The sequence below is a fragment of the Saccharopolyspora sp. NPDC050642 genome (genome assembly GCF_040654735.1).
Lineage (GTDB): Bacteria > Actinomycetota > Actinomycetes > Mycobacteriales > Pseudonocardiaceae > Saccharopolyspora > Saccharopolyspora elongata.
In genome coordinates, this window is record NZ_JBFAIN010000008.1 from 101,941 (window position 1) to 126,615 (window position 24,675).

A 24,675-nucleotide genomic window follows, 5' to 3' on the forward strand; every position below is an offset into this window, starting at 1 on the left:
CGATCCGAACCGCTCACGACGCACCCAGATCTGTCCCATGTGGACACCGGCGCGCGACGCCGTGACCTGAGCCCAGAGGAACCCATGACCAACGCAGCACCCGAGACCGACCCCGTGCCGGCCAGGCGGTCCGGCAAGGACCGCGCGGCGCGCGTGCTCACCGAGGTCTTCGCGCCGTGGGTGATCGTCGTGCTGCTGCCGCTCGCGGTGGCTTGGCAGGCCACCCACGCCCTTGGCCCCACCCTGGGCTGGGGGCTGCTGGTCTCCGCCACCAGCAGCATCCTGCCGATGGGCGTGATCGTGTGGGGCGCGAAGACCGGGCGGTGGGACAGCCACCACGTGCGCGACCGCGCGGGCCGGTTCGTGCCGTTCGTCGCGCTGATCGTCATGAGCCTGATCGGGCTGGGGTTGCTGGTCGCGTTCGGTGCGCCGTGGCTGCTGATCGCCCTGGACATCGCCATGATCGCCTCGCTGTTCGTCACGGGCGGCATCACGGTCTGGTGGAAGGTGTCCATGCACTCGGCGGTGGCCTCGGGCGCAGTGGTGATCCTCGCCGTGGTCTACCACCCGGCCTACCTGGTCCTGATGCTGGTGGTGGCGGCGGTCTCCTGGTCCCGGGCGCAGCTCGGCGACCACACGCCCGCGCAGGTCACCGTGGGCGCGGTCGTCGGCGCGATCGTCGGCGGCGGCGTGTTCGCGGCGCTGGTCTGACAGCTCACGCCGGTTTCGCGCGAAACCGGCGTTCGCCGCACCTGGGTGGCGACGTTTTCGCGCGAAACCGTTCGGACCCCGGCGAGTCCGGTCGCCGCTAGGGCGTCGGGTCCGGGAGGTCGGCGCGGGCGCGGTCCCGCACGGTCGACACGATCGGCGAGCGCTCGAAAGCGCGGCCGACCTGGATCAACCAGCGCGCCTCGGTGTGCAGGTCGGCGGCCACGCCCCGGTACGGCGCGGTGGCCTCGCCCGGTTCGGTGCGGTGCCGGTGGCCCGCGGCGTGCGCGTCCAGCGCGGCTGCCAGGCCGGCCGCCTCCACCACCTGGTGGGTCGCCCGCTCGTCGAGCCCGGCCTCCTCGGCGGCCCGGCGGGCCCAGTCGCCCGCCTCGGGGTGGACGAAGGACCGCAGCACCAGCTGCGCGTCCCGGATCTCCACCACCCGCCGGTACAGCGCGAACTGCGCGTTCGAGGCGACCGCGCCTGCGGGCAGGGTGATCTGCGGCAGCTCGTCGGCCAGCCGCCGCCACAGCGGGTGCAGCTTCCGGGCCTGGAACTTGGCGCGGCACCAGGTGATCGGCATCGCCACCCGAGGGCCCCACACCGGCATCGTCGCCCCGACGGCCACCAGCGCCACGCACGCCCCGGCGCACGCGCCGCCCAACGGGTCCAGCACGCCCGGGTCGTGCCCGGTCACCGCCCACACCGCGGCGGCGATCTTGGTCAGCGCCCAGCCCGCGGAAGCCACGCAACCGGCCTGGATCGTGCGCAGCCCGGCGCGCAACCAGCGACGGCTGCTCTGGGCGATGTAGTGGCGCAGGAACCACCCGAACACCGAGGTGGCCCACCCGATGTAGAGCGCGAACACGGTGACGTAGGCGGCCACCGCCGGGCGGTCGGCGAACGCGGACAGGAACTCGGGGTGGAACGGGATGCCGGCGGCGATCATCAACGCCGTCATTGCGGCCGCGGCGACGGCGGCCACCAGCACCTGGACGCGCATCATCCGCCGCGCCCGTGCGCCGTCGTGCACCAGGTGGGTCAGCAGCCCGTGGACGCACACGCCGGCGACCATGGCCAGGACGTTGGCCACCAGCCGGCCGAGGTTCGGCATCGGCTCCCAGTCGGACACCCAGAGCAGCGAGGCCGGGGCCACCAGGGCCGCCGACAGGCCGACGAAGCCGATCGCGCCGCACAGGTAGACCACGCTCGGCGTCAACGAGCGCCGGGATTGCACGAGCTTCGTGACCGCCGCCAGCACGGCAACGATCCCCGCGCCTTGCAGGATGATGCTGATCATCGGAGTTTCTCGGGCCCTCGGCGGCGCGCGCTGTCGAACGTTGCCTGGATCTGGCGGAGCGTGCGGCCGCTCTTCGCGTCGAGCTTGCGCACGCCGCGGATCGGCGCGGGCACGCGGCCCGCGCGGTACAGGTACAGGCTCGCCACCAGCTCCGCTTCCTGCTCGGTGGTGGCGTCGAAAGCGGAGCGGCCCAGCACGCTCTCGACCAGCTCCCGCGGCAGGTCCGGCACCAGCGCGGCCACCATCGGCGAGTCGGCGAGCCTGGTGTCCGAGTGCCCGCACACCAGGTGGCCGACCTCGTGCAGGATGATGTGCTCCTCGTGCAGCGGGGTGCTGGTCACGTAGCCGATCACGTCCCGGTCGGTGAGCGAGACGAGCGCTCCGCAGGGGCTGTCGAAGTCCACGGTGGACACCTGGCGGAGCTCGATCGGCCGGCCGCGGGCCTCGGCCAGCTCGGCGATGAACGTCTGCAGGTCCCACGGCGCGGGCAGCGGCAGCGCGGCGGCCAGCTCCTGGCACCGCGCCGTCAGATCGCGATGGTCGGATCGTGTCACGTCCCGATCGTGGCTCACCGGTAGCACCAGCCGTGCGCAGCGGAACGATGTCGGATCCGAGTTGTGACCGCGCTCATGACTCATCGCGACCGGTGGTGCTGTTGGAGCGGCGCAGGTCTTCCACCACGCCCCGGATCCGGTCGGCCTGGGCGGCGGTCAGTCCGCGCAGGCTCACGGACTCCACGCCTTCTTCTTTCAGGGCGCGCAGTTCCACCAGGGTGGCCAGCTGCGCCCGGATCTTCTCGCCGTGCTCGCTGTTGTCGAACGTGTCCAATGGCACGCGGAAGAATGCGGCCAGCGCTTTCAGGTGTTGCCAGCCGGGATTGGGCGATTCGCCGGAAAGGATCTTGTAGAGCTGTGAGACGGACATTCCCGTAGCCGTGGCGATCGTCTTGACGTCGTACGGTCTTCCCGTTTCGGGGCTGGGGAAGGATTCCCGCAGCCACGCCAGCCGTTCGGCCAGGGCGGCCCCTGGGTCAGCCATCGCACTCACTCCGAAATCACAGCACGCGTGCCCGCCACGTCGTTGACGATTTCTCACATTCTAGACTACCGTCTGATCGGATTACACGATCGTGGAATTCCGGGGGGGTCCGGAACCTGGGGGTGTGCCAGGCGGCGCACGGGTCGCGCGTCGACCCGTGCCCTGCCTGGCACCAGGGGCCGAACCGTCGGCCCGTCCCGGTCGCCTTTCCCGAAGACGCCCGTCGGCTGGGCGTACTGCTGATCGCTACGCCGTCGCGACCTGGCGGGTCGGCGCGGTCGTGGTGGTGGGGAGCGGTCGTTCGCAGAGCAGGAGGATTCCTGCCACGACCACGACCACTCCCGTGGCCGCGTGGATGCCGAAGGCCGCCGCCGGTGTTCCGCCGTGGGTGAGGACCGCGATCATGTCGCCGAACGGGATGATCGCGTCCGCCAGCGCCACCCAGCCCAGGACTCGGCGTTGGCGCAGGGCCAGCAGGATGAAGATGATCAGTGCGCAGGCCAGGTCGCGCACTCCCTTGATGATGAAGTAGCCCGCCGCGTCGCCCTGCGGCCAGTTGGGGATGCCGAAGCCCTCCGCCGCTCCGGTCGGGTCGATCAGGAACCTCGTTCCGAAGGAGACCACGAAGAGGCCGAGCGCGATCATCAGGCCGGTGTTGAAGCGTTGCAGCGTCATGGCTGGCTCCCACTTTGTCTAGCGGTGATCCGTTCGCTAGCAACGCTAGCAATAGCTCTGCTTGATTGTCTAGCGGTGCTAGGATTCGGTCATGTCCGTGAGAGAGCGCAAGGAACGGGAGCGGGCCGAACGGCACCGGCTGATCATCGAGTCGGCGCGCGAGCTCGCCGAAGCCGAGGGCTGGGACGCCGTCACCACGCGGCGGCTGGCGGAGCGCGTCGAGTACAGCCAGCCGGTCCTGTACAGCCACTTCAACGGCAAGGACGCGATCATCGCCGCCGTCGCCATCGAGGGCATCGCCGAAATCACCACCGAATTCCGCCGGGCTCGCCAGGGGCGCCGCGCCCCCAAGGCGGCGTTGCGCGCGCTGGCCGACGCCTACCTGAACTTCGCCCGGCAGCGCCCCGCGCTCTACGAGGCGATGTTCGTGCGGCCCGTCGACATCCCGTTCGGCGCGGAGGATTCGCCCGCCGCGCTTAAGGAAGCGTTCGGCGAGCTCATCGCGGTGCTCGAACCGCTGGCCGGTGACCGCGATCTGGAAACCCTCGCCGAGGTGTTCTGGAGCGCCTTGCACGGCCTGGCCATCCTGACCCGCGGTGACCGGCTCCGCGCCAGTCACCACAAGGCCCGCCTGGACCTGTTGATCGACCAGTTCGCCTAGAGCCCTTCTGCCGGATCGCGGTCGGTCTTGCCGAAGCCCGGTGGTCGTCCGCCGACCGGCGGTAGCCTCGGCCCTTATGACTTGGCTCCCTGACGACTTCGTCCACCCCGTCCACGTGCCCGTGCCCGGCACCGCGTTTCACCTGCGGCCGATCCGGGAGGAGGACGCGGTGCGCGACTACCCCGCCGTGATGGGCTCCCGAGAGCGCTTGTGGGAGATCTTCGGGCCGGCCTGGTCTTGGCCCAGGGAGACGATGACCTATGAGGAGAACCGCGCCGACCTGCTGCGGCACGAGAAGGAGATAGCCGCGCACCAGTCGTTCAACTACGCGCTGCTGGACGAGGGCGAGACGGCGCTCTTCGGCTGCGTCTACATCGACCCGCCCGAGCGCGCCGGCTCCGACGGCGAGGTCGCCTGGTGGGTGGTGGACGACCTCGTCGGCGGCGAGGTGGAGCGCGCGTTCGACGCGCTGGTTCCGCAGTGGATCGCCGCCGACTGGCCCTTCCAGCAGCCCCGCTACCTGGGCCGCGACATCACCTGGCAGGACTGGCTCGCGCTGCCGCGCGCCTCCTGACGCGTCCGGATCACGCAGTCGGTCGCCGCGAACTCCGTCATCGTTCACGCGCGGTTGGACATACTGAGCCGGTGCGAGTTCTGATCACCGCCATCGGATCGCGCGGCGATGTCGCCCCGTACGTCGGGCTGGGGCGCCGGATCCGGGACGCGGGCCATCCGGTCGCCGTCGCCGCGCACCGCCAGTTCGCCGCGATGGTCCGGGAGCACGGCCTGGAGTTCCGCGAGGTTCCCGGTGATGTGCAGGACCTGGTGCCGCGGCTGGCGGAACGCAGGCCCTGGCAGATGACGGAGCGCATCGAGCGCACCACGAGGTACATGCGAGCGGTCGGGCGCGGAGTGCTGGACGCGGCGGCGCAGGGAACCGACGTGCTGTTGCAGTGCGGATCCGTGCCGTTCGGCTACCACGTGGCCAAAGGCATGGGGATTCCGAGCATGGGTGTCTTCCTGCAGCCGCTCGAACCGTCCGGGGACTTCCCGCCGTTCCTGCTCAGCGCGTCGCGGTCGACAGGGCGGTGGGGCAACAGGGTCCTGGGGAACTTCGCGCTGGCGACGGTGTTCCCGATCAACCGCGTGGTGAACGAAATCCGCTCGGAGTTCGGGTTGCCGCGCATCGGTGCGCTGCAGGCGTTGGCGCAGCAGCGCATCGAGCGGTGGCCGGTCTTCCACGGGTTCAGCCCGGCGGTGCTGCCGCGCCCGGCGGACTGGCGGGAAGGCCTGTCGGTCGTCGGGTACTGGTGGCCGCCGAGCCCCGCGGACTGGTCGCCGCCGCGCGAGCTCGTGGAGTTCCTGGCGGCTGGGCCTCCGCCGGTGTTCATCGGCTTCGGCAGCATGGCGGCCGGGCACGGGCGACGGCTGTCCGCGCTGGTGGGCGAAGCGGTGCGCACCGCCGGGGTGCGGGCGGTGGTGCAGAGCGGCTGGGCGGGGCTTTCGGTTTCCGGCGACGACGTGCTCACCATCGGCGATGCGCCGCACGAGTGGCTGTTCCCGCAGATGAGCGCGGTGGTGCACCACGCCGGTGCCGGAACCACGGGTGCCGCCGTCCGCGCCGGTGTCCCATCGGTCGGCGTCCCGGTGTTCGCCGACCAGCCGCTGTGGTCGGCCCGGCTGACGTCTCTGGGGGTGGGCCCAGCACCGGTGCCGATGCGGCGGCTGACGGCCGACCGGCTCGCCGACGCGATGCGGCAATCCCTCGCCGCGCCCCGCTACGCCGCGAACGCGTCCCGGCTCGCCGAGACCGTCCGGGCCGAGGACGGGGCGGAACCGGTGCTCGCGGCCCTGGAATCGATCCGATGACTGCCGAGGAGTTCGACTTGACGACGGAACTGCACGCCGCCGCGCGGCGGCTGGCGCAGGCGTTCCTGGCGGGCGCAGGGGAGGCGGCGACCACCTGGCTGCGCATCACGCCCGGCGTCACCGAGACCACCTACCCCGTCGGCTCGGCGCATTTCCGCCTCGGCACCGATTTCCACCAGGCCCAGTCGGAGCTGGTAGATCTGCTGCGTTCCGAGGCGAGCCCGCTCGTCGTGGAACTCGCGGTGGGCGACTCGGGGAGCTTCGACCTCACCTGCACCGCGGACCTGGATTCGGCTACCCGCGTCGTGCTCGACCACGGCCTCCGCTTTCCCGGACACCCGCTGCCCGGGATGGCGTTGCCGCCCGCCGCGCGCAACTCGGGCGCGCCCACCGACCCCGAGGTGCTGGCCGAGATCTCGTTGCTGTTCAACGAGTTCGTCCAGCGGTACGCGGAGATCAAGGGGCGGCCACCCGAGCTGCGGCCCGGCTGCACCGAGGCCGAGATCGCCGCCGCGGAGGACGAGATCGGCGCGCGGCTGCCGGAGGGCCTGCGGGCGCTGTACCGGATGACCCGCGACGACGCGGCCGAAACCGGGCTGCTCGGCGGGTTCTCGCCCTACCCGCTGGACGTGGTGGTCGAGTGGTTCACCACCGGGGCGCCGGGTTCGCTGGGCTGGAACGACGGCCCGTTCGACGACGCGGTGGTCTTCGAACCCGACCCGCCGGGCGCGATCAAGCGGGTTTCCCGCAACGACTGGTGGATCACCTTCGGCACCGACTTCGCCATGAACAACATCGCGATCGACCTGGATCCGGGCGAGCAGGGGAGTTCGGGGCAGGTCATCACGTACGGCCGGGACATCATGGGCCCGCCCGTCCTGGTCGCGGAGTCCGTGACGGCCATGCTGACCGAGGTCGTCGAATCCCTCCGCGAGGAGGATTTCGAGGACGAGGACCCGGAGTCCGACTACCTGGATTCATTCACCGGGTTCGGCGGCTCGGGCGGCGGGCACGAGCAGGTGTACCACGACTTCGGCGACCGGGACCTCGCGGAGGTCGTGAGCCGGATCGACGACGGCTGGACGGCGCAGTGCCTGTACCTCAACGACGCCGAGCAACTGGATCTTGCCGCGCTGGCGCCGTTGCCCGACCTCCGGGAGCTGTCGATCAACCGCGCATCGGCGGTGCACGCGCGGATCGGAGACCTGCCCGCGTTGGAGCGCGCGGCGATCGAGGCCGGGCGCATCGACCTCACCGGCCTGGCCGGACATCCGCTGCTCTGGGACCTGAAGCTGGCCGGGACCACCGACCCGATCGACATCGACGTGCTCCGAGCCTTGCCATCGCTCACCCGGCTCGACCTGTCGGCGGTGGAGGTCGTCGACCCCCTGGTCCGCGCGGACCTGCCGGGACTCCGGGTGCTGATCCTCAACGCGTGGCAGTGGGACCGGCTGCGGGCCACCGACCGGCGGCCGGCGAAGCTCGCGGCGGCGGAGCGGGTCGGGACGTCGTCGCTGCGCGAGACCGCGGCGTGGTGCGAATGGCTCGCCCAGCGCCCGTTCCGGCTGGACACCTGGTCCGGGGCGGTCGAGTAGCACCGAGGGGTTTTCCGATTCTGCCTAGAATCGGGAAGTTCTGAACCTTGCCGTCTGGAGGAGAGATGACCGTTCTGATCGCTCAGATCAGCGATCTGCACCTGGACGGCAGCCAGTGGGCGACGCGGCGCGCCACCCGCGTGATGGACCACCTTCGGGCCTTGCCCCGTCCGGTGGATGCGCTGCTGGTGACCGGGGACATCGCCGATCACGGCGCGGAGGCCGAATACGAGGAGGCGGCGCGGATTCTCGCCGCTCCGTTCCCGGTGCTCATGTGCCCGGGCAACCACGACGCGCGCCCGGAGTACCGGAAGGTCCTGCTCGACGGGGATTCCGGCGGCGAGCCCGTCAACCAGGTCCACCACGTCGCCGGGACCGCGATCCTGATGTGCGACTCCACGATCCCGGGCCGCGACGAGGGGCGGCTCGACGCGCAGACGCTCGACTGGATCGGCGCCACGCTGGACGAACTGTCGCCGGAAGTCCGGGCGCTGATCGCGTTCCACCACCCGCCGGTCGGGCTCCACCACCCGTTCATCGACGGAATCCTGCTGGAACAACCCGAAGAACTGGCGGCCGTGCTCGAAGCGCGCCCGCAGGTCGCCGCCGTGCTGACCGGGCATGCCCACACCGCGGCCGCCTCGACCTTCGCCGGGCGGCCGCTGCTCGTGGGACCGGCGGTCAACTGGAACCTGCGCATGGCTTGGGAAGGCGACCGTCCGGACGATCGCGATGTGCCGCCCGGCATCGCCTTCCACGTGCTGGCCGACGATGGGCGCCTGACCACCCACTTCCGCGTCGTGCCCTGACCCCAGCGATGGCCAGCGGCTAGTAATACCGGATCGCAGCATCCACTGTGGATTCCCAGTGGGTGCGGCCGGGCGGCGCCTGGGGGGAGGGGGCGGTGCGCCGCCCGGCCGCGTCGGCTCGATGCCTCGGGGTCGGGGAAGGTGGCATCGAGCCGGGCCTGATGGTCAGAGGCGTTGCAGGGCTTCCAGGACTCGGTGGTGGAGCTCGAACGACGGCGGTTCGTGGATCGGCACCGTGTCCAGTGTGGAATGTTCGGTCGGCTCCCGGGGTTCTCGCAGGTGGTGCCTGCCGGTCGGGGTGGCGTTCCGCTTCGCTTCGGCTTCCACGTGGTCGATCAGCTGCCAGACGTTCGTCGCGCCTTCGCCCGCTCCCGCATGCTGGGGCAGGCGCCTGCGGTAGGCGTACATCAGGGACATGCCGAGCAGCATCGAGCCCAGGCAGGACAGGGCGGTCCAGAACGGGTGCATCGCGCGATTCCTTTCCCAAGCAGGTGAGCGACTTCTTCGAGTGCTGCGGTTTTCGCGCTCAAGGCCCGATACCGGCGAGCCGCCGGGCCTCGCGGTTGCACTCGGGGCAGGTGTCCCAGAACCAGGCCAGCTCGCTGTCATCGGCGGAAAGCTGCTGAAGGCACAGCGTCAGCACCTGCGTCCCGGTCGGATACGAGCAGCCGCAAGGCCTTTCGTCCAAGCTCGCATGCCGCTGCCCAGCAGCAGGCACCCAATGAAACGGATACATCCACGACCCCCGCTCATCAACGGTTCCGTTGGTACCAGTGGTTCTGAACCAAATTGGACAAGAGGAACCGGGTGATCCGCAATTAACCTTTCGAGGGATCTTCACCTGCGGTAATGCACCGTTAGGCTGTGGTGCATGGCTGGTACCACCCCGAAAGCGCGAGCGCTTGGTGCTGAACTACGTCGAGCGCGTGAAGAGGCGGGCCTGGGACTGCGACAACTCGCAGCGCAGCTCGGTACCTCGCACGCGACTGTCTCCCGTTGGGAGAACGGAGCGCGTTCCCCGAAGCCGGAAGATGTTGCGGCATACCTGGCCAAGGTCGATGCGTCCGCCGAACTCCGTGCGGAGCTCGTTGAACTGGCGCGAGACCCGGACGGATCCCATTGGCTGTCCGTCGGGATGCCCGATCAGCATCGCCAGCTGGCAGCACTACTCGAGATCGAACGCGAAGCCACGCACATCACGACTGTCTCACCGTTGCTGGTGCCAGGATTGTTGCAGACCGCCGACTACGCGCGGTCGATCATGACAGTCGGCGGCGTCCCACAGGACGAGATCGATATGCGCGTCGCCGTTCGACTTGGCCGCAGGGACGCGATCACCCGGAAACAGGCTGCACAACTTCGTGCTTTCATCGGCGAATCCGTGCTCTACCAGTTGATCGGTGGCGAAGCCGTGATGGTGGATCAACTTCGCGCGCTCCTGGAGTGCAGCGAGATGCCGAACGTCGAGCTGCGGATCATCCCGATGCGTTGCGACTGGCATCCGGGGCTCGAAGGTCCGTTCTCTCTTGACGAGTTCGACGACCGGACTCCGGTGGTGCAGCTGGAGAATCGCGTCTCTGCGTTGTTCTTGCACGAGCCCGACGAAGTCGCTGCCTATCTGCACGCCGTCGATAGGATTGCTGAAGTGGCGATGAGTCAGCTGGACTCTATTGAGCTCATCAGCGACGCCATCGGCAGGACGGAGAGGGCGAAAATGAACTCAGGACACAGCACGCCTGGTCACTGGCGGAAGTCGAGCCGCAGCACGAACACCGACAACTGCGTCGAGGTCGCGCCGACCGCCGTCGGTGCGGCGGTTCGGGACTCGAAGGACCGGGATGCCGGGTACTTCACCGCGAGTGGCCAGCAGTGGCGGTTATTCGTCACCGCCATCAAGGCCGGGCGGTTCGAGCGCTGAGCGCACTGGGCCCGTGCGTACTTTTCGTCGCTATGGCAACCAAAAGTACGCACGGGCCCTGACCAGCTGAAACGGCTACTTGCCGAAGCCCGCCTTGCGGAGGGCGTCGGCCATCGATCCGGACGGGGCGTCGTTGCGCTGACCGCGACCGCCGCGACCCTGACCGCCCCGGCCCTGACCGCCTTGACCGCCGCGGCCCTGGCCGCCCTGGCCACGACCGCCGCCGTTGCGGCCGCCGCCCTGGCCGCGTCCGCCGCCCTGGCCCCGGCCGGAGTCGCGGTCCTGGCGACCGCCGGCGCCCGGCTCGTCGTCCAGGCGCAGCGTCAGCGAGATCCGCTTGCGCGGGATGTCCACGTCCAGGACCTTCACGCGCACGATGTCGCCCGACTTCACCACGTCGTGCGGGTCGTTGACGAAGTTCTTCGACATCGCCGACACGTGCACCAGGCCGTCCTGGTGCACGCCCACGTCCACGAACGCGCCGAACGCCGCCACGTTCGTGACCACGCCCTCCAGCGTCATGCCCGGCTTCAGGTCGGCGATCTTCTCGACTCCGTCCGCGAACGTCGCCGTCTTGAACTCCGGTCGCGGGTCGCGGCCCGGCTTGTCCAGCTCCGCCAGGATGTCCGTGACCGTCGGCAGGCCGAAGCTGTCGTCCACGAAGTCCTGCGGCCGCAACGACTTCAGCACCTTCGCGTTGCCGATCAGCCCGCTCATCTCACCGCCGGTGCTGCCCAGGATCCGGTGCACCACCGGGTAGGCCTCCGGGTGCACCGCAGAGGAGTCCAGCGGGTCGTCGCCGTCCGGGATCCGCAGGAAGCCCGCGCACTGCTCGAACGCCTTCGGGCCCAGCCGCGCCACGTCCTTGAGCGCCTTGCGGGTCCGGAACGGGCCGTTGGTGTCGCGGTGGTGGACGATGTTGTCCGCCAGCCCCTCGCTGATGCCCGACACGCGGGTCAGCAGCGGCGCCGACGCCGTGTTCACGTCCACGCCGACCGCGTTCACGCAGTCCTCGACCACCGCGTCCAGCGAACGCGACAGCTTCGTCTCCGAGATGTCGTGCTGGTACTGGCCGACGCCGATCGACTTCGGGTCGATCTTCACCAGCTCCGCCAGCGGGTCCTGCAGGCGCCGGGCGATCGACACCGCGCCGCGCAGCGACACGTCCAGCTCCGGCAGCTCCCGCGACGCGTAGGCCGACGCCGAGTACACCGACGCGCCCGCCTCCGACACCGAGATCTTGGTGAGCTTCAGGTCCGGGTTCTGGCTGATCAGGTCACCCGCCAGCTTGTCCGTCTCGCGCGACGCCGTGCCGTTGCCGATCGCGATCAGGTCCACGTTGTGCGCCTTGGCCAGCGTCGCCAGCTTCGCCAGCGCCTGGTCCCACTGCCGCTGCGGCTGGTGCGGGTAGATCGTGTCGGTCGCGACGACCTTGCCGGTGCCGTCGACGATCGCGACCTTCACACCGGTCCGGAAGCCCGGGTCCAGGCCCATCGTGGCGCGCGAACCGGCCGGCGCGGCCAGCAGCAGGTCGCGCAGGTTCGCCGCGAACACCCGGACCGCCTCGTCCTCGGCGTTCTGCCGCAGCCGCAGCCGCAGGTCCACGCTCAGCCGCGTCAGGATGCGGGTGCGCCACGCCCAGCGGACCACATCGGACAGCCACTTGTCGGCCGGGCGGCCCTGCGCGGCGATGCCGAACTGCTGCGCGATCCGCAGCTCGTAGTCGGTCGGGCCCACCTGCTCCGCGCCGTCGTCGGGCTCCAGCGCCAGCTCCAGGGCCTCCTCGTTCTCGCCGCGGAACAGCGCCAGGATGCGGTGCGACGGCAGGTCCGCGAAGCCCTCGGAGAACTCGAAGTAGTCGGCGAACTTCGCGCCGTCCTCCTCCTTGCCCTCGCGGACCTTGGAGACCATCCGGCCGCGCGTCCACACCTGCTCGCGCAGCTCGCCGATCAGGTCGGCGTCCTCGGAGAACCGCTCGACCAGGATCGAGCGCGCGCCGTCCAGCGCGGCCTGGGCGTCGGCGACGCCCTTCTCGGCGTCCACGAACCCGGCCGCGGTCTCCTGCGGGTCGTTGCTCGGGTCCGACAGCAGCCGGTCCGCCAGCGGCTCCAGGCCCGCCTCGATGGCGATCTGGGCCTTCGTGCGGCGCTTGGGCTTGTACGGCAGGTAGATGTCCTCCAGCCGTGCCTTCGAGTCCGCCGCGTTGACCTGAGCTTCCAGCTCGTCGGTCAGCTTGCCCTGCGAGCGGATCGATTCCAGCACCGTCGCGCGCCGCTCTTCGAGCTCGCGCAGGTAGCGCAACCGCTCTTCGAGCGTGCGCAGCTGGGCGTCGTCGAGGGCGCCGGTCGCTTCCTTTCGGTAGCGCGCGATGAACGGCACAGTCGCCCCGCCGTCGAGCAAGTCGACGGCGGACTGCACCTGGCGCTCGCGGACGCCGAGCTCCTCGGCGATCTTCTGATGAACAGTCGTCACGATGCTGATTCCGCCTTCTCTGCGATCTTCGCCAGATCCGACCGAGCATTCTGCCGGACACCGCCCGCGCGCAACGTCGGCACTCACGTCGGCGTGTCGGAACGTCGCCCACCGAGACCGCGCGATCACCCCGGGTGCGTCCGGGTGACGCCGTCCTCCGGCGCCGGGAACTACCGCGAGTCGGACACCCGGCGCGCCCGCCACCTGCGCAGCGACCGGATGAGCTGGCGGGTCAGGTTGGTGAGCACCAGCGCGAGGCCCGCCCACGGCAGCACCAGCAGAGCGAGCCGGAGCACGCCGACCGCCGCCGCAGCCGGGTTGCCCGCCCGCACCGAGGCGCCCACGCCGTTCCACTGGAGGACCAGCGCTTGCCACACGGTGGGCAGCACGTGCGGCGCGAGGAGCAGGAAGGCGATGATCCAGTACGCCATGAACGGGATCACCAGCACGACCCACACCGTGATCACCCGGCGGACCCACGGCTTGAGCTCCTGCACGCGCGGATGCGGGCGGCGGCCCGGGAGCAGGCTGCGCAGGACCGGCCCCATCCGATCGAACAGGTCGGGCACGCCCACCAGGTCGCTCAGGATGTAGTAGCCGTCGAAGCGGACCGACGGCAGGAGCTGCCAGAAGGTGGTCGCCTGCCACGCCAGGAACGCGGCCAGCAGCCACGCCGAACCGGTCGGCGCGTAGGCGGCGATCATGACGAGCATCGCGATCACGTTGAAGTAGATGCCGCCGAGGTCCGTGCGCAGCCGGCCGCCGCGGCTGAGCCGGTAGGAATCGGTGACCGTGCTGTACATCGCGGGCCACACCAGGTAGATGCCCACGCCCATCGCGCCCGGCCGCGCGCCGCCGTAGCGGCAGGCGGCGACGTGACCGCACTCGTGGAACATCCCGGAGACGATCAGCACGCCCAGCACCAGCAGCATCTGCTCCGGCCGGTCGAGCAGCTCCTTCGCGCCCGCGACGACCTGCTCGGCGCCGCCGTTGACGGCCAGCCAGACATCGGCGAAGACGAAGGCCGCGAGGACGGCGATCACCACCGGCGGCCAGAACAGCGGCTGGAAGATCCGGGCGATGACCGCCACGGTGCGCTCCGGCACCAGCGCGACGCGGAACCTCAACGCCAGCAACCGATCCCGCCCCTTCGGGATCTTCTCCGGCGGCGCCCCGGACTCCGAAACGGCCACGATCCCGGCGGGCCGCAACCGGTTCTCGACGAGGAAGAACGCCTGCCCGGCGGTGACGGTGCGCGCCGATTCGCCGCTGAGGCGCGCGGCGAGTTCCGCGAAGCTGCGGCGCCCGTCGAGCCCCGCCGCCGTCAGGTACAGCAGGTGCGAGAGCTGGAGGACCTGCCCGTCGCGGCGGCGCACCAGGTACGGCGCCTCGCGGTGGCCGGAGCCCTGGTAGCGGCCGATCAGCTCGGTGCCCGCCACGAGCGCGGGCACCGGCAGGTGCGCTACGTCCTCGTCCGCCGGGGGCGACCCGGCCTGGTGCGGGGCGGCCATCGCGACTCCTGATCAGGTCCGAACGTGGCCGACGGGCGCGACATCCTCGCTGGTGGGGGAGGTCGCGCCCGCCGGTGGTGGTGCTGTCGAACGATCCGCGGCGTCAGCCCACGTTGCCGCCGCCGTCGCCACCGATGCCGTTGCCACCGATGCCGTTGCCGCCGATGCCGTTGCCGCCGTTGCCGCCGTCGCCGCCGTCGCCACCGAGGCCGCCTGCGCCGCCGGCACCGCCGTTGCCGCCGCCCTGGCCGCCACCGTTGCCGCCGCCGGTGCCTCCGTTGCCGCCGGTGATGTCACCGGTGGTGATGACGTTGGCGTCGCCGGTCACCGTGTGGGTGTGCGTGGGCGGGTCGTACGGGGCCAGGACGTCGGTGCCGCTCCAGGGGAGCCAGAACGTCGACATGACCGTGCGCGCCGGCAGGAACTCGACGCGCTGGTCGTCCAGTTCGGCAGCGCTCAGCGACCGAGAGGTCTGTGGCATCTGGTGCTCCTTCTCAATTCGAGGGGATTCACAGGGGAAAACCGGAGTTCGGCCGCCCCGCTGGAGCGCCGCTGCGGCACGATCCCGGCGCACGGGCCAGAACCTAGAAGCACCGGACGCCCGCTGCACTTTGATTCACTCCCACGGGGTGCATCTCGACGGTGCGGGCGGTGATCTGATCCGCCGCAGTCGGCTCGGGGCGTTCATCAGGAGCCCTGGCGGGCCGCCTCTTCGGTGCCGATGCGGCCGCCGGCCCCGCCGGTGCCGCCGACGCCGCCGGTGCCCGCGATGGCGTTGAGGCCGCCGTGGCCCTGCAGCCCGGCCGTGCTGCCCATGCCGCTGCCGTCGCCGCCGTCGCCACCGCTGCCGCCGTCGCCGCCGGGGCCTTCGAGGACGTGGACCGTGGACCGGCCGCCGTTCTCGGACATGATCTTGCCGACGTTGGCGGCCCCGCCGCTGCCGCCGATTCCGCCTGCCCCGCCGTCGCCTTCCACGTCGACGCCCGCGCGGGAGCTGGTGGCGCTCGGCTGGCCGTCGCCGCCCTTGCCACCGACGCCGCCCCGGCCGCCCTTGCCGCCTTGCACGGTGATGTCGTCGTCGCCGGTGCTGACGATCGTGCCGGTGGGGCCGTTGCCGACGCCGCCGGGTCCGTTGGCTGCGAGGGCGCCACCGCCGCCGTTGCCGCCGACACCGCCGTTGCCGCTGCGCGTTTCCGCGGTGCCGGGTCCGCCGCGGCCGCCCGTGCCGCCGTCGCCGTTGTTCCCGCCGGTGATGGTGATCGTGTTGTCGCCCTCGCCAGGGTTGATGCGGCCGAGGTTGCCGATGCCGCCCTGGCCGCCGTTGCCACCGGCGCCGCCGCGCGCGTCGGCCGGGTTGGTGCTGCCCGGGCCGCCGTCGCCGCCTTCACCGCCGTTGCCGCCGGCACCGCCGAGGATGGTGATCGTGTCGTCGCCCAGCCCGGCGTTGATCACGCCGGTCTCCGCCACAGCAGGACCGCCGACGCCACCGGGGCCGCCCTTGCCCGCGCTGCCTCCGGCGCGTGCGCTGGTCCTGGCGTCGGTGCCGTTCAGGCCGGAGGTGCCGCCGGTGCCGCCGCCGTTCTTGCCGCCGCTGGTGCCGTCGATGTCCCGGTCGCTGCGGGCCCAGCCGAGGTAGCCGTTGCCGCCCTTGCCGCCGGTGCCGCCGCTGCGGCCGGTGATGGTGATCGTGTCGTCGCCACCGCCGGCGTTGATGGTGCCCGCCAGGGCTCCGGTGAGCACGATCCGGTCGTTGCCCTCGGTGCCGTCGACCGTCATCCCGGCCGGGATTCCCCGGCTGCAGAAGATGTTCACCCCGGACCCGTTGTCGGCCCGGGTGCAGGAGGGGGCGGCGGCGTCGGCCGGCTGGACCGCGATGAGGCTGAACGCCGCGGCGAGCACGGCGGCGCCGGGCAGCGGCCATCGCGTTCCGGGGTTGTGGCCGCCGCCGAAGGCGCTCGGCACCTCGGCGGGAACGGCCCGACGTGGACGGTTACTCATCGACGCAACTCCTAACCGGGTGTGATCATGGCTGGGCCAAACGGTCGCAGAGTTCGAGGCGAAAGAACTACTGACTCGCTGGATTCGAAAGGGTGATTTCGAGTTGCGCGGGATCCGCTCGCATGCCGTCGGTGGTTCGGGGCGCCGCAAATCTGATCTTGGTGCGGGGTGGTGATCTTCGCGTCGCGCGGAATGCGAACTATTTCGTTACGGCGGGTTTGCGCGACCGGATTTCGCCCGACGCGATCGGCCGGCGGACATTACGCGACGCGGTGTTTTTTTGGAAGTTGATTTAGCTGGAGAACGGCAACTGGGAGTGCGATGTCATTGTCCGTCGGAAAGGATCTCGACCGATTTCCATTTGATATTGCCTGGAGATCGCATCCTGTGTTTATGCAGGTGGTAGGGCATGTTTATGGATATTGGTCGGGGTTTCACGGCATGGTCGCTCGGGTTGGCGGAGGTTTTCGGGCTGCGCGGCATTGCAGCTGCCCCTACCCTCCGTGCTGATGCCGACTAATCTGGGGCATTGGAACGGGGATCTGGGGGTTTGGACCTTGTTCGGGCATCGATCTCCACTGGATTCCGAGCCCTTTTCCGGACCGAGGGAGGATCAGGTGTTCGAAAAGGATGAAGTGTTGAGCTCGGAGGAGCTCGGCGAGCAGCGCGTGGAGTTCCTGCCGGCGCGCACGGTCATGTCCGCGTTCGCGCCCACCGGCGGCCCCGTCGTGATCAACGGCGGTGACGGCGGTGACGGTGGCGGTACCGGTGGCGGTACCGGCGGTGGCGATGGCGGCGACGGTGGCGACGGTGCACCCGACAACGGCACCGGCGGCATCGGCGGTCCGGGTGGCCCCGGCGGCAACGGCTGGGGCGGCAACGGCTGGGGCGGTGGCGGCATCGGCGGCATGGGTGGCGGCAACGTGTGGTGGTGATCCACCCCCGGCTGAATCGGCGGGCCCGCGTAGTTCTCGCGGGTCCGCCGCTTGCCGCCTGATCCCGTGCGGTGATCCGGTTTGAGTACGGTACGCGGATGGCTAAGTCGCGGACGCCGGGCGGCGCGTCGATGGACAGCGAGCAGACCGCGCGCTCCCTGGAACGGGCGGCGCTGGAACTGCTGGCCCGGGACGGCGTGCTCAAGGGTCTCAACCTGCGCGAGGTCGCCGATCACGCCGGCGTGAACCGGGCGCTGGTGTACCACTACTTCGGCTCGCGGCGCGATCTGCTGCGCGCGGCGCTGCGGCACAACGTGCGGCAGCGGATCATGAGCGCGCGGGTGCAGGACGAGCCGTTGGGCTTCGGCGACCGGATGAAGCACGTGCTGCGCGGCTGCATCCGGTACGTGTCGATGTACCGGCTGGTCGCGCTGCTGGTGCTGGACGGCGACTCGACGCTGCGGTTGATGCCCGACCTGCCGCACACGCAGCAGCGGTTGAAGCAGGACCAGACCGAGGGCGCGCTGGATTCGGAGATCGATCCGGTGGCGCTGCACGCGATGATGGTTTCGCTGTCGCTCGGGTACGCGATGTCGCGCACGCAGCTGGCCAAGGAGTTCGGCATCGGCGTGCGCGAACTGGACGAGCGGATGCTCGCGGTCGCCGAACGGCTGGGGCCGCAGGCGCCCGAGAAGCCCTGAATTACCTGTTCAGGATGTCTGAGTAGATCATGAAAGAGCTTGCTGCTGAGGGAAAATCTGTCTCCGCAGGATTGACGAAACGTTAAACACGCGCTTTCCTCTGTGGTCGGTGCGGCCTCGCCGTTGAGGCCGCCGCCGCGAGGAGGCGAGTCCATTGGCGGTTCCCCAGACCACCGAGTTGGCCGGCAGCGGCACGCGCCGGACGCAGCCCGGGAGCGTGCGGGCCTGGCTGGTCGTGGCGATGGTCGTCACCCTGATGGTGATCAACTTCGGCGACAAGGCGGTGCTCGGGCTCGCGGCCGGGCCGATCATGCGGGAGCTCGGGCTCAGCGCCGCCGAGTACGGCGCCGTGGCCAGCAGCTTCTACCTGCTGTTCAGCGTGTCCGCGGTGCTGGTCGGCTTCCTGTCGAACCGGGTCAAGACCACCTGGATCCTGGGCATCCTGGCGGTGCTGTGGTCGCTGACCTCGGTGCCGCTGCTGCTCGCGGCCAGCGTCTCCACCCTGTACCTGAGCCGGATCGCGCTCGGCGCGGCCGAAGGGCCGACCGCGCCGATGGTCGTGCACGCCGTGCAGAAGTGGTTCCCGGAGGACCGCCGGTCGGTGCCCACGGCGCTGACGCAGATGGGCGGCGCGCTGGGCCTGGTCATCGCGTCGCCGACGCTGGTCTACCTGATCACCAACCACGGCTGGCGCGCGGCGTTCGTCGCGTTGGCGCTGGCCGGCGTGGTGTGGGTGGTGCTGTGGGCGTTCATCGGCCGTGAAGGGCCGCTGACCACCTACGACGCCGGGCAGCACGGCGTCGTGCAGGCGGGCGGCGAGCCGGAGGTGCCGTACCGGAAGCTGTTCTTCAACGGCACCTTCGTCGGCGGCCTGCTGGCCGGGGTCGGCGCGTACTGGGCGCTGGCGATGAACACCGCCTGGCTGCCGATGTACCTGGAGAAGGCGCTCGGGTACGAGCCGCACCAGATCGGCGTCGTCGTGGTGATCCCGAACGTGCTGAACGCGCTGGTGATGCTGGTCGTCCCGTGGCTCTCCGGGCGCTGGATGCGCCGCGGTGCCACCGGCCGGGTGGCCCGCGGTGTCGTCGCCGGGCTGGCCGTCACCTTCGCGGGCGGCTGCATGCTGCTCCTGCCGCACACCAGCGGTGCCGCCGCTCTGGTGCTGATGACGCTGGCGTTCGGGCTGCCGAGCGTGGCGTTCCCGCTGGGCTACCTGACCGCCGCGCAGATCGCGCCGGTCCGCAAGCGCGGGGCGGTGATCGCGTCGAAGACGGCGCTGGTGACCCTGGCCGGGGTGTTCGCGCCCGCCGTGACCGGCGCGCTCGTCCAGGCCGCCGGTTCTGGTGGGGCGGGATTCCAGACCGCGTTCGGCCTGTGCGCGGGGCTGATGATCGTCGGCGGCCTGCTCGCGGTGCTGGTCGTGAACCCCGAGCGCGACGCCCGCCGCCTCGGCCTGCTGCCGGCCGCGGCTGACCGCTCGTGAGCGTTTCGAAGCGCCATAGCAGCCCAAAACGCTCACGAGGCTTGACACCCGACTTCTCGAGGAGGCCGAGCATGCCGCTGGATTCGTTGTTCTTCCCCAAGGCGATCGGGGTGATCGGGCTGTCCGCCCGGCCCGGGTCGTGGGGGAGCCGGGTGGTGGAGATCCTGCGCTCCGGCGGGTTCGGCGGCGAGCTGTACGCCGTGGAGCCCCGCAACCGCGACGTGGACCTGCCGATCCTCGACGATCTGGCGGAATCCGGGAAGCTGCTGGACATCCTGGTCGTGGCCGTGCCGGCCGAGGCCGCCATCGAGGTGATCGAGCGGGCGCGGCGCGGCGGCGTCGGTGCCGTCGTGCTGTTCTCGTCCGGATTCGCCGAGGACGGCGCCGACGGCCGGGAGCGGCAGCAGCGGTTGCGCGAGGCCGCCGGGGACATGCCGGTGCTCGGGCCGAACTGCCTCGGCGTGATCAGCAAGCCCGCCTCGGCGAACGTGACGACCACCGCGTACGTGGCGCGGCCCGCGCCGCCGCCGGGCCCGGTGTCGCTGGTGTCGCAGAGCGGTGCGGTCGGCTTCGTGCTGGCCAGCCTGCTTGATGCCCGAGGTGTGGGCTTCACCTACTACGCCAGCGTCGGCAACGAAGCCTGCCTGGAGGTCACCGACATCGGCGGTTACCTCGTCGAACGCCCCGACGTGCGGGTGCTCGGGCTGTACGTGGAGCAGATCCGCGACCCGGAGGCGCTGGAGCGGCTCGGCAGGCGGGCGGTCGAACTCGGCAAGCGCATCGTGGTGCTCAAGGCCGGTGCCAGCGAGGCCGGGCAGCGCGCGACGCTCTCGCACACCGCGGCCGTGGCCGGGGACCAGCTGTTGTTCGACGCGCTGTGCCGGGACGCGGGAATCGTGGTGGCCGAGGACGACGAGTCGTTCGCCGACCTCGTCGTCGCGCTGCAACGCGAGGTGTCGCTGCCGCCGCGACCGAACATCGCGGTGCTGTCGATGTCGGGCGGCGCCGGGGCGATCATCGCCGACCGGCTGGCTGCGCTCGGCGCGGAAGTCCGGCCGTTGAGCGGGAAGACCCGGGACCGGATCGAGGAGCTGGAGCTCGCGGGCGTCGCGTCGACGGACAACCCGATCGACCTCGGCGGGCAGTTCTACCGCAGCTCCGACGCGTTCGGGCAGCTGCTCGCGCTGCTCGACGAGGATCCCGAGGTGAACGGCGTCGTCTGCTGCTTCACCTTCGGCGACCTGTTCCCGGAGCTGTACCGGGACCTCGCCGAGAAGGTCGCCGCGCTGGACTCGCCGAGCTGGCTGGTGTGGGCGTGCCCGCCGCCGGGCGCGCTGGTCGGCACGCCGCCCGGGGTGGTGTACCCGAGCATCGCCGGGCTGATCCGCGCGCTGCCCGGCGTGATCCGGCCGGCGCAGCTGGACGTCGAGATCGGTGAGCAGGACGTGTCGGCGGCGGTGGAGCTGCTGGAGCCGCACACCGGCGTGGTCACCGAGATCGATGCCCGCGAGGTGCTGCGCGAACTCGGCGTGCGCTACGTGGACACCGCCGTCGCGGGCGAGGACCTGCCGCCCGCCGATCGGTACGTCGTGAAGATCGACTCGCCGGACGCGCCGCACCGCGCTCGCCTCGGCCTGGTCAAGCTGGGCATCGCGGCGTCGGACGTCGCCGCTACCTGCGCGGAACTGCTTGCCAGGGCTGGAGAACTGGGCCTCTCCGGGGCGCGCGCGGTGATCCAGCCGCAGCTCGCGCACCAGGGTGAGATCGCCGTCGGGGCGGTGCGCGATCCGCACTACGGGCCCGCGCTGCTGATCGGGCCCGGCGGCTCGCGCGTCGAGGAGGCGGGGCTGGCGCGCCAGGTGATCCGCCTGCCCGCGCGTCCCGGGGCGATCGCACGAGCCCTCGCCGACGCGGCTCCACAACTGTCCACTGAGGAGTTCGCTGCGGTGCTGGCCCGGCTCGGCGAGCTCGTCGTGCGGGTACCGGCGCTCGCCGAACTCGACATCAACCCGCTGCTGCTGACGACGGACGGCGCGCCCGTCGCCGTCGACTCGCTCATCGTCGTATCGGAGGAAGCATGACCGACACCGCCGAACGCAACCCGCTCGAGAAGCGCCGGCCGACCCAGGTCGTCGCCCCGGGGATCTACCAGCTGGGCCTGCAGGGCAACAGCTTCATCGTCGAAACCGAGCAGGGGCTGCTGGTGGTCGACACCGGGCCGAGCCCGAAGCTGGTCCCGGACGCGCTCGCCGACCTGCGGCAGCACACCGACGCCCCGATCCGCTGGATCGTCTACAGCCACGGGCACATGGGCTACAACTACGGCGTGCCCGGGTTCCTCGCCGACGCCGAACGCCGGGGCGACCCGCGGCCGACGATCATCGCGCACGAGAACGTGGTCCGCCGCTACCGCCGGTACGCCGAGACGGGCGGGCTGCAGTCCCACCTCAACTCGATGCAGTTCCGCCGCGCCAAGGAGGACTTCCCGGCGGTACCCCCGCAGACGTTCCCGGACCAGACCTACGCCGAGTCGCTGACGCTCGGCACCACCGGCCGCGTGGTGCAGCTGCTCTGGGCGCCGTCGGAGACCGACGACGTGACGGCGGTGTGGCTGCCGCAGGAGCGCATCCTCTACGGCAGCGCGGCGTTGATCGAATCCATCCCGAACGTCGGCACGCCGCTGCGCACCCTCCGCGACCCCGTGCGCTGGGCCGACACCCTCGACCGGTTCGCCGCGCTGGACCCCGCCGTGGTGGTGCCGGAGTGGGGCAAGCCGCGGCGCGAGCAGGTCGGGGAGATGCTCACCGGGACCGCGCGGGCCCTGCGCTGGCTGCGCGCCGAAGTGGTGGCGCGGCTGAACAAGGGCATGGTGGTCGGCGAGATCCTGCACGACCTCGACTACCCGGCGGAGCTGTTCGAGCAGCCGTGGATGGCCGAGACCTACGGGCACCGCGACTACGTGGTCCGGGACATCGTGCGGTCCGAGACCGGCTGGTGGGACTTCAACCCGACCAACCTGCACCCGTCCCACCCCGACGTCGCCGCGGCAGCGGTCGCGGACGCGATCACGGACCAGGCAGCGGTGCTGGCCCGGGCCCGCGAGCTGCGCGACGCGGGGGAGGTGCAGCAGGCGCTGCACGTGATCGACCTGCTCGCGCTGGCGCCGGGGGACAAGCCCGAGGTCGTCGAGGCCCGCGAGCTGAAGGCGGAGCTGTGCGGGCTGCGCGCGAAGCAAACGTCGAGCTACGTGTCCCGGAGCCTGTACCGGATCTAGCTCGCGGCGTCGTGAGTGTTCTGGGTCGCAATGGCGGTCCAGAACACTCACGAACGCAACTCCGAGCGCCGGTGTCGTGGCCCAACGCCACCGATATCCCCACCTGCCACACGGGTTGTCGACCCCGCGGGGCGGCGCTTGTGAGCTGAGCCGCTAGGCTGCTGCCGCCGAACGCCGCACAGTCACAAATCGTGACGGATCAAGCGGCGGGCGTAGCCCGATGGGGTTAATCCAGGTATCCGCGTACGTACAAACCGCGATGCATGCACACGCTCCGTGCTGGAGTGTGGTGACTCGTGAACCCCGAATCCTCCGACCAACCAAGATCCCCCGAAAACAACGATCACGCCTCCACCCCGAACGAGGCGACTGACCGCGGGTTGCGTTCCGCTGCGCTGCGTGCCGACCAGGCCCTGCGCGCGGCAGTGGATCGCGTGCGGCCGGCGGCGCACCGCGTCGGCGAGTGGCTCGCCCCGCTGATCCAGCGCGTCCTGCAGTGGCTCGCACCGCTGCTGCAGCGAATTCAGGAAGCACCCGTGGTGCGGCGTCTCCGGGAGAGGGTTGCGCCGCACGTCGACAAGCTCCCCGAGTCCGTGCGGCGGGCGCCGCGGACCCGGTCCATGCAGGTGGGCGCCGCCGTCGCCGCAGTCGGCGTGGTGGGCCTCGTGATCGGCAGCGCGACCTCCGGCCCGGCCGAGACCGAGGTCCACGAAGCCGCCATGGAAGCCCCGATCCAGCAGCAGCAGGCCCAGGCCGCTCCCGAGCAGGCCGCCCAGGCCCCGGCTGCCGAGGCTGCGCCCGCCCCGCAGGCGCAGCCGGCTCCGGAGGCCCCGCTGGGCCCGCCGGTCGAGGGCATCGACGTGTCGAACCACAACGGCGACATCGACTGGCGCCAGGTCGCGGCCGACGGCAAGAAGTTCACCTTCGTGCTGGCCACCGACGGCACCAGCTTCACCAACCCGCGCTACAGCGAGCAGTACCACGGCGCCAAGGACGCCGGCCTGATCGCGGGCGCCTACCACTTCGCGCGGCCGGGTTCGTCCTCGGCCGAGGTGCAGGCCGAGCGGTTCCTGAACACTGCCGACTACCAGTCCGACGGCAAGACCCTGCCGCCGGTGCTGGACCTGGAAGTGGACCCGAACAGCGGCGGCTGCTACGGCCTGTCCGTGTCCGACATGCACCTGTGGACCAAGACCTTCAACGACAAGGTCAAGGAGCGCACCGGCAAGGAGCCGATCATCTACGCCAACCCGTCGTTCTGGCGGCAGTGCATGGGCGGCACCGACACCTTCGACGGCCACCCGCTGTGGCTGGCCTCCTACGAAGTGGACAGCCCGGCGGTTCCCGGCGGCTTCTCCGACTGGGACTTCTGGCAGTACACCGACAAGGGCAAGGTCGCCGGCATCGGCGGCAACACGGACCTGAACCAGTACCAGCAGGGCTTCGAGCGGCTCAAGCAGCTGGCCGGCTGACCCCCGGCGTTCGCCGGAATTTCGACGGGAGCGGGCCGTCCGCGCAAGCGGGCGGCCCGCTCCTTTTCGTGCGCGGTCGCGTACCTGGTGGCGCGGCGATTCGCGCGAAATCGGCGACATCCCCCGGACGTCAGACGAGCCGACGGTGCCGATATGTCCTCTTTGGACTGTGGTGCCAGTGCTCGCAGGTGAGTGGGACGCATGAGCCCGGCCTCGGGTTGCTGTTCAGATGGGTGATCTTCGTCGTGCCCCGGAT

The 24,675-nt window shown here is 70.8% G+C and carries 23 protein-coding genes; 13 read left to right on the forward strand and 10 right to left on the reverse strand.

Annotated elements, in window-relative coordinates:
- The first annotated feature begins 84 nt into the window (after positions 1-84).
- A complete protein-coding gene (locus AB0H93_RS15470) occupies positions 85-711 on the forward strand; it encodes a hypothetical protein (RefSeq protein ID WP_358572681.1) in 627 nt (208 codons plus the stop codon).
- A gap of 97 nt (positions 712-808) precedes the next feature.
- Here AB0H93_RS15470 and AB0H93_RS15475 read toward each other — a convergent pair whose 3' ends face one another.
- The 4 genes from AB0H93_RS15475 to AB0H93_RS15490 form a co-directional block, all read right to left on the reverse strand.
- Positions 809-2,008, reverse strand: coding sequence for an MAB_1171c family putative transporter (locus tag AB0H93_RS15475; RefSeq protein WP_358572683.1), 1,200 nt, complete (start codon positions 2,006-2,008; stop codon positions 809-811).
- On the reverse strand, positions 2,005-2,562 hold the full coding sequence (locus AB0H93_RS15480; protein ID WP_132490478.1) for a hypothetical protein: 558 nt from the start codon (positions 2,560-2,562) through the stop codon (positions 2,005-2,007). The genes AB0H93_RS15475 and AB0H93_RS15480 overlap by 4 nt, the downstream gene beginning before the upstream one ends.
- Positions 2,563-2,635: 73 nt before the next feature.
- Positions 2,636-3,046 (reverse strand): helix-turn-helix transcriptional regulator, encoded by a 411-nt coding sequence (locus tag AB0H93_RS15485; RefSeq protein ID WP_132490476.1) that lies wholly within the window; start codon positions 3,044-3,046, stop codon positions 2,636-2,638.
- Between the two features lie 246 nt (positions 3,047-3,292).
- Positions 3,293-3,721: a DUF4267 domain-containing protein gene (locus AB0H93_RS15490; protein WP_358572686.1), complete on the reverse strand. Its 429-nt coding sequence runs from the start codon at positions 3,719-3,721 to the stop codon at positions 3,293-3,295.
- Between the two features lie 91 nt (positions 3,722-3,812).
- Here AB0H93_RS15490 and AB0H93_RS15495 point away from each other — a divergent pair, with 91 nt between their 5' ends.
- The 5 genes from AB0H93_RS15495 to AB0H93_RS15515 all read left to right on the forward strand — a co-directional run bounded on the left by AB0H93_RS15495 (position 3,813) and on the right by AB0H93_RS15515 (position 8,655).
- A complete protein-coding gene (locus tag AB0H93_RS15495) occupies positions 3,813-4,382 on the forward strand; it encodes a TetR/AcrR family transcriptional regulator (RefSeq protein ID WP_358572688.1) in 570 nt (189 codons plus the stop codon).
- A 76-nt stretch (positions 4,383-4,458) separates the two neighbouring features.
- Positions 4,459-4,956 carry an N-acetyltransferase gene (locus AB0H93_RS15500; RefSeq protein WP_358572690.1) on the forward strand — a complete coding sequence of 166 codons (498 nt, stop codon included), beginning with the start codon at positions 4,459-4,461 and terminating at the stop codon, positions 4,954-4,956.
- 71 nt (positions 4,957-5,027) lie between these two features.
- Complete coding sequence (locus AB0H93_RS15505; RefSeq protein ID WP_358572692.1) at positions 5,028-6,251, forward strand: glycosyltransferase; 1,224 nt, start codon at positions 5,028-5,030, stop codon at positions 6,249-6,251.
- Positions 6,248-7,846 carry an SMI1/KNR4 family protein gene (locus AB0H93_RS15510; protein WP_358572694.1) on the forward strand — a complete coding sequence of 533 codons (1,599 nt, stop codon included), beginning with the start codon at positions 6,248-6,250 and terminating at the stop codon, positions 7,844-7,846. Before AB0H93_RS15505 ends, AB0H93_RS15510 begins: the two co-directional genes overlap by 4 nt.
- A 65-nt stretch (positions 7,847-7,911) precedes the next feature.
- Positions 7,912-8,655: a metallophosphoesterase gene (locus tag AB0H93_RS15515; RefSeq protein WP_358572696.1), complete on the forward strand. Its 744-nt coding sequence runs from the start codon at positions 7,912-7,914 to the stop codon at positions 8,653-8,655.
- 165 nt (positions 8,656-8,820) lie between these two features.
- Here the strand turns inward: AB0H93_RS15515 and AB0H93_RS15520 are convergent, their stop codons facing one another.
- Together AB0H93_RS15520 and AB0H93_RS15525 are read right to left on the reverse strand one after the other, a co-directional pair.
- Positions 8,821-9,123: a hypothetical protein gene (locus AB0H93_RS15520; protein WP_358572698.1), complete on the reverse strand. Its 303-nt coding sequence runs from the start codon at positions 9,121-9,123 to the stop codon at positions 8,821-8,823.
- A gap of 58 nt (positions 9,124-9,181) precedes the next feature.
- A complete protein-coding gene (locus AB0H93_RS15525; RefSeq protein ID WP_358572700.1) occupies positions 9,182-9,391 on the reverse strand; it encodes a zinc finger protein in 210 nt (69 codons plus the stop codon).
- A gap of 135 nt (positions 9,392-9,526) precedes the next feature.
- Between AB0H93_RS15525 and AB0H93_RS15530 the strand changes: the two genes are divergently transcribed.
- Positions 9,527-10,573 carry a Scr1 family TA system antitoxin-like transcriptional regulator gene (locus AB0H93_RS15530; RefSeq protein ID WP_358572702.1) on the forward strand — a complete coding sequence of 349 codons (1,047 nt, stop codon included), beginning with the start codon at positions 9,527-9,529 and terminating at the stop codon, positions 10,571-10,573.
- Between the two features lie 75 nt (positions 10,574-10,648).
- On the opposite strand, the gene AB0H93_RS15535 is transcribed toward AB0H93_RS15530, so the two are convergent.
- The 4 genes from AB0H93_RS15535 to AB0H93_RS15550 form a co-directional block, all read right to left on the reverse strand.
- Entirely contained in the window at positions 10,649-13,048 is a 2,400-nt protein-coding gene (locus tag AB0H93_RS15535; protein ID WP_358573002.1) for a Tex family protein, read from the reverse strand.
- Positions 13,049-13,215: 167 nt separating this feature from the next.
- A complete protein-coding gene (locus AB0H93_RS15540; RefSeq protein ID WP_358572704.1) occupies positions 13,216-14,556 on the reverse strand; it encodes a hypothetical protein in 1,341 nt (446 codons plus the stop codon).
- A 103-nt stretch (positions 14,557-14,659) separates the two neighbouring features.
- A complete protein-coding gene (locus AB0H93_RS15545) occupies positions 14,660-15,037 on the reverse strand; it encodes a hypothetical protein (protein ID WP_358572706.1) in 378 nt (125 codons plus the stop codon).
- A 206-nt stretch (positions 15,038-15,243) separates the two neighbouring features.
- Complete coding sequence (locus tag AB0H93_RS15550) at positions 15,244-16,554, reverse strand: hypothetical protein (protein ID WP_358572708.1); 1,311 nt, start codon at positions 16,552-16,554, stop codon at positions 15,244-15,246.
- 635 nt (positions 16,555-17,189) lie between these two features.
- Between AB0H93_RS15550 and AB0H93_RS15555 the strand changes: the two genes are divergently transcribed.
- From AB0H93_RS15555 to AB0H93_RS15580, 6 genes are all read left to right on the forward strand, one after another.
- A complete protein-coding gene (locus AB0H93_RS15555; RefSeq protein WP_358573004.1) occupies positions 17,190-17,489 on the forward strand; it encodes a hypothetical protein in 300 nt (99 codons plus the stop codon).
- 98 nt (positions 17,490-17,587) lie between these two features.
- Positions 17,588-18,190, forward strand: coding sequence for a helix-turn-helix domain-containing protein (locus AB0H93_RS15560; RefSeq protein ID WP_358572710.1), 603 nt, complete (start codon positions 17,588-17,590; stop codon positions 18,188-18,190).
- Between the two features lie 154 nt (positions 18,191-18,344).
- On the forward strand, positions 18,345-19,673 hold the full coding sequence (locus AB0H93_RS15565; protein WP_358572712.1) for an MFS transporter: 1,329 nt from the start codon (positions 18,345-18,347) through the stop codon (positions 19,671-19,673).
- Between the two features lie 71 nt (positions 19,674-19,744).
- Positions 19,745-21,754 (forward strand): acetate--CoA ligase family protein, encoded by a 2,010-nt coding sequence (locus AB0H93_RS15570; protein WP_358572714.1) that lies wholly within the window; start codon positions 19,745-19,747, stop codon positions 21,752-21,754.
- A complete protein-coding gene (locus tag AB0H93_RS15575; RefSeq protein ID WP_358572716.1) occupies positions 21,751-22,947 on the forward strand; it encodes an alkyl sulfatase dimerization domain-containing protein in 1,197 nt (398 codons plus the stop codon). Before AB0H93_RS15570 ends, AB0H93_RS15575 begins: the two co-directional genes overlap by 4 nt.
- 380 nt (positions 22,948-23,327) lie before the next feature.
- On the forward strand, positions 23,328-24,419 hold the full coding sequence (locus AB0H93_RS15580; protein WP_358572718.1) for a lysozyme: 1,092 nt from the start codon (positions 23,328-23,330) through the stop codon (positions 24,417-24,419).
- Positions 24,420-24,675 lie beyond the last annotated feature (256 nt).

Bases quoted from the DNA above. Each gene is read 5' to 3' on its own strand.
- AB0H93_RS15470 (WP_358572681.1), top strand. From the start codon at position 85: ATGACCAACGCAGCACCCGAGACCGACCCCGTGCCGGCCAGGCGGTCC.
- AB0H93_RS15475 (WP_358572683.1), bottom strand. From the start codon at position 2,008: ATGATCAGCATCATCCTGCAAGGCGCGGGGATCGTTGCCGTGCTGGCG.
- AB0H93_RS15485 (WP_132490476.1), bottom strand. From the start codon at position 3,046: ATGGCTGACCCAGGGGCCGCCCTGGCCGAACGGCTGGCGTGGCTGCGG.
- AB0H93_RS15490 (WP_358572686.1), bottom strand. From the start codon at position 3,721: ATGACGCTGCAACGCTTCAACACCGGCCTGATGATCGCGCTCGGCCTC.
- AB0H93_RS15495 (WP_358572688.1), top strand. From the start codon at position 3,813: ATGTCCGTGAGAGAGCGCAAGGAACGGGAGCGGGCCGAACGGCACCGG.
- AB0H93_RS15500 (WP_358572690.1), top strand. From the start codon at position 4,459: ATGACTTGGCTCCCTGACGACTTCGTCCACCCCGTCCACGTGCCCGTG.
- AB0H93_RS15510 (WP_358572694.1), top strand. From the start codon at position 6,248: ATGACTGCCGAGGAGTTCGACTTGACGACGGAACTGCACGCCGCCGCG.
- AB0H93_RS15515 (WP_358572696.1), top strand. From the start codon at position 7,912: ATGACCGTTCTGATCGCTCAGATCAGCGATCTGCACCTGGACGGCAGC.
- AB0H93_RS15520 (WP_358572698.1), bottom strand. From the start codon at position 9,123: ATGCACCCGTTCTGGACCGCCCTGTCCTGCCTGGGCTCGATGCTGCTC.
- AB0H93_RS15525 (WP_358572700.1), bottom strand. From the start codon at position 9,391: ATGTATCCGTTTCATTGGGTGCCTGCTGCTGGGCAGCGGCATGCGAGC.
- AB0H93_RS15530 (WP_358572702.1), top strand. From the start codon at position 9,527: ATGGCTGGTACCACCCCGAAAGCGCGAGCGCTTGGTGCTGAACTACGT.
- AB0H93_RS15540 (WP_358572704.1), bottom strand. From the start codon at position 14,556: ATGGCCGCCCCGCACCAGGCCGGGTCGCCCCCGGCGGACGAGGACGTA.
- AB0H93_RS15545 (WP_358572706.1), bottom strand. From the start codon at position 15,037: ATGCCACAGACCTCTCGGTCGCTGAGCGCTGCCGAACTGGACGACCAG.
- AB0H93_RS15550 (WP_358572708.1), bottom strand. From the start codon at position 16,554: ATGAGTAACCGTCCACGTCGGGCCGTTCCCGCCGAGGTGCCGAGCGCC.
- AB0H93_RS15560 (WP_358572710.1), top strand. From the start codon at position 17,588: ATGGCTAAGTCGCGGACGCCGGGCGGCGCGTCGATGGACAGCGAGCAG.
- AB0H93_RS15570 (WP_358572714.1), top strand. From the start codon at position 19,745: ATGCCGCTGGATTCGTTGTTCTTCCCCAAGGCGATCGGGGTGATCGGG.
- AB0H93_RS15575 (WP_358572716.1), top strand. From the start codon at position 21,751: ATGACCGACACCGCCGAACGCAACCCGCTCGAGAAGCGCCGGCCGACC.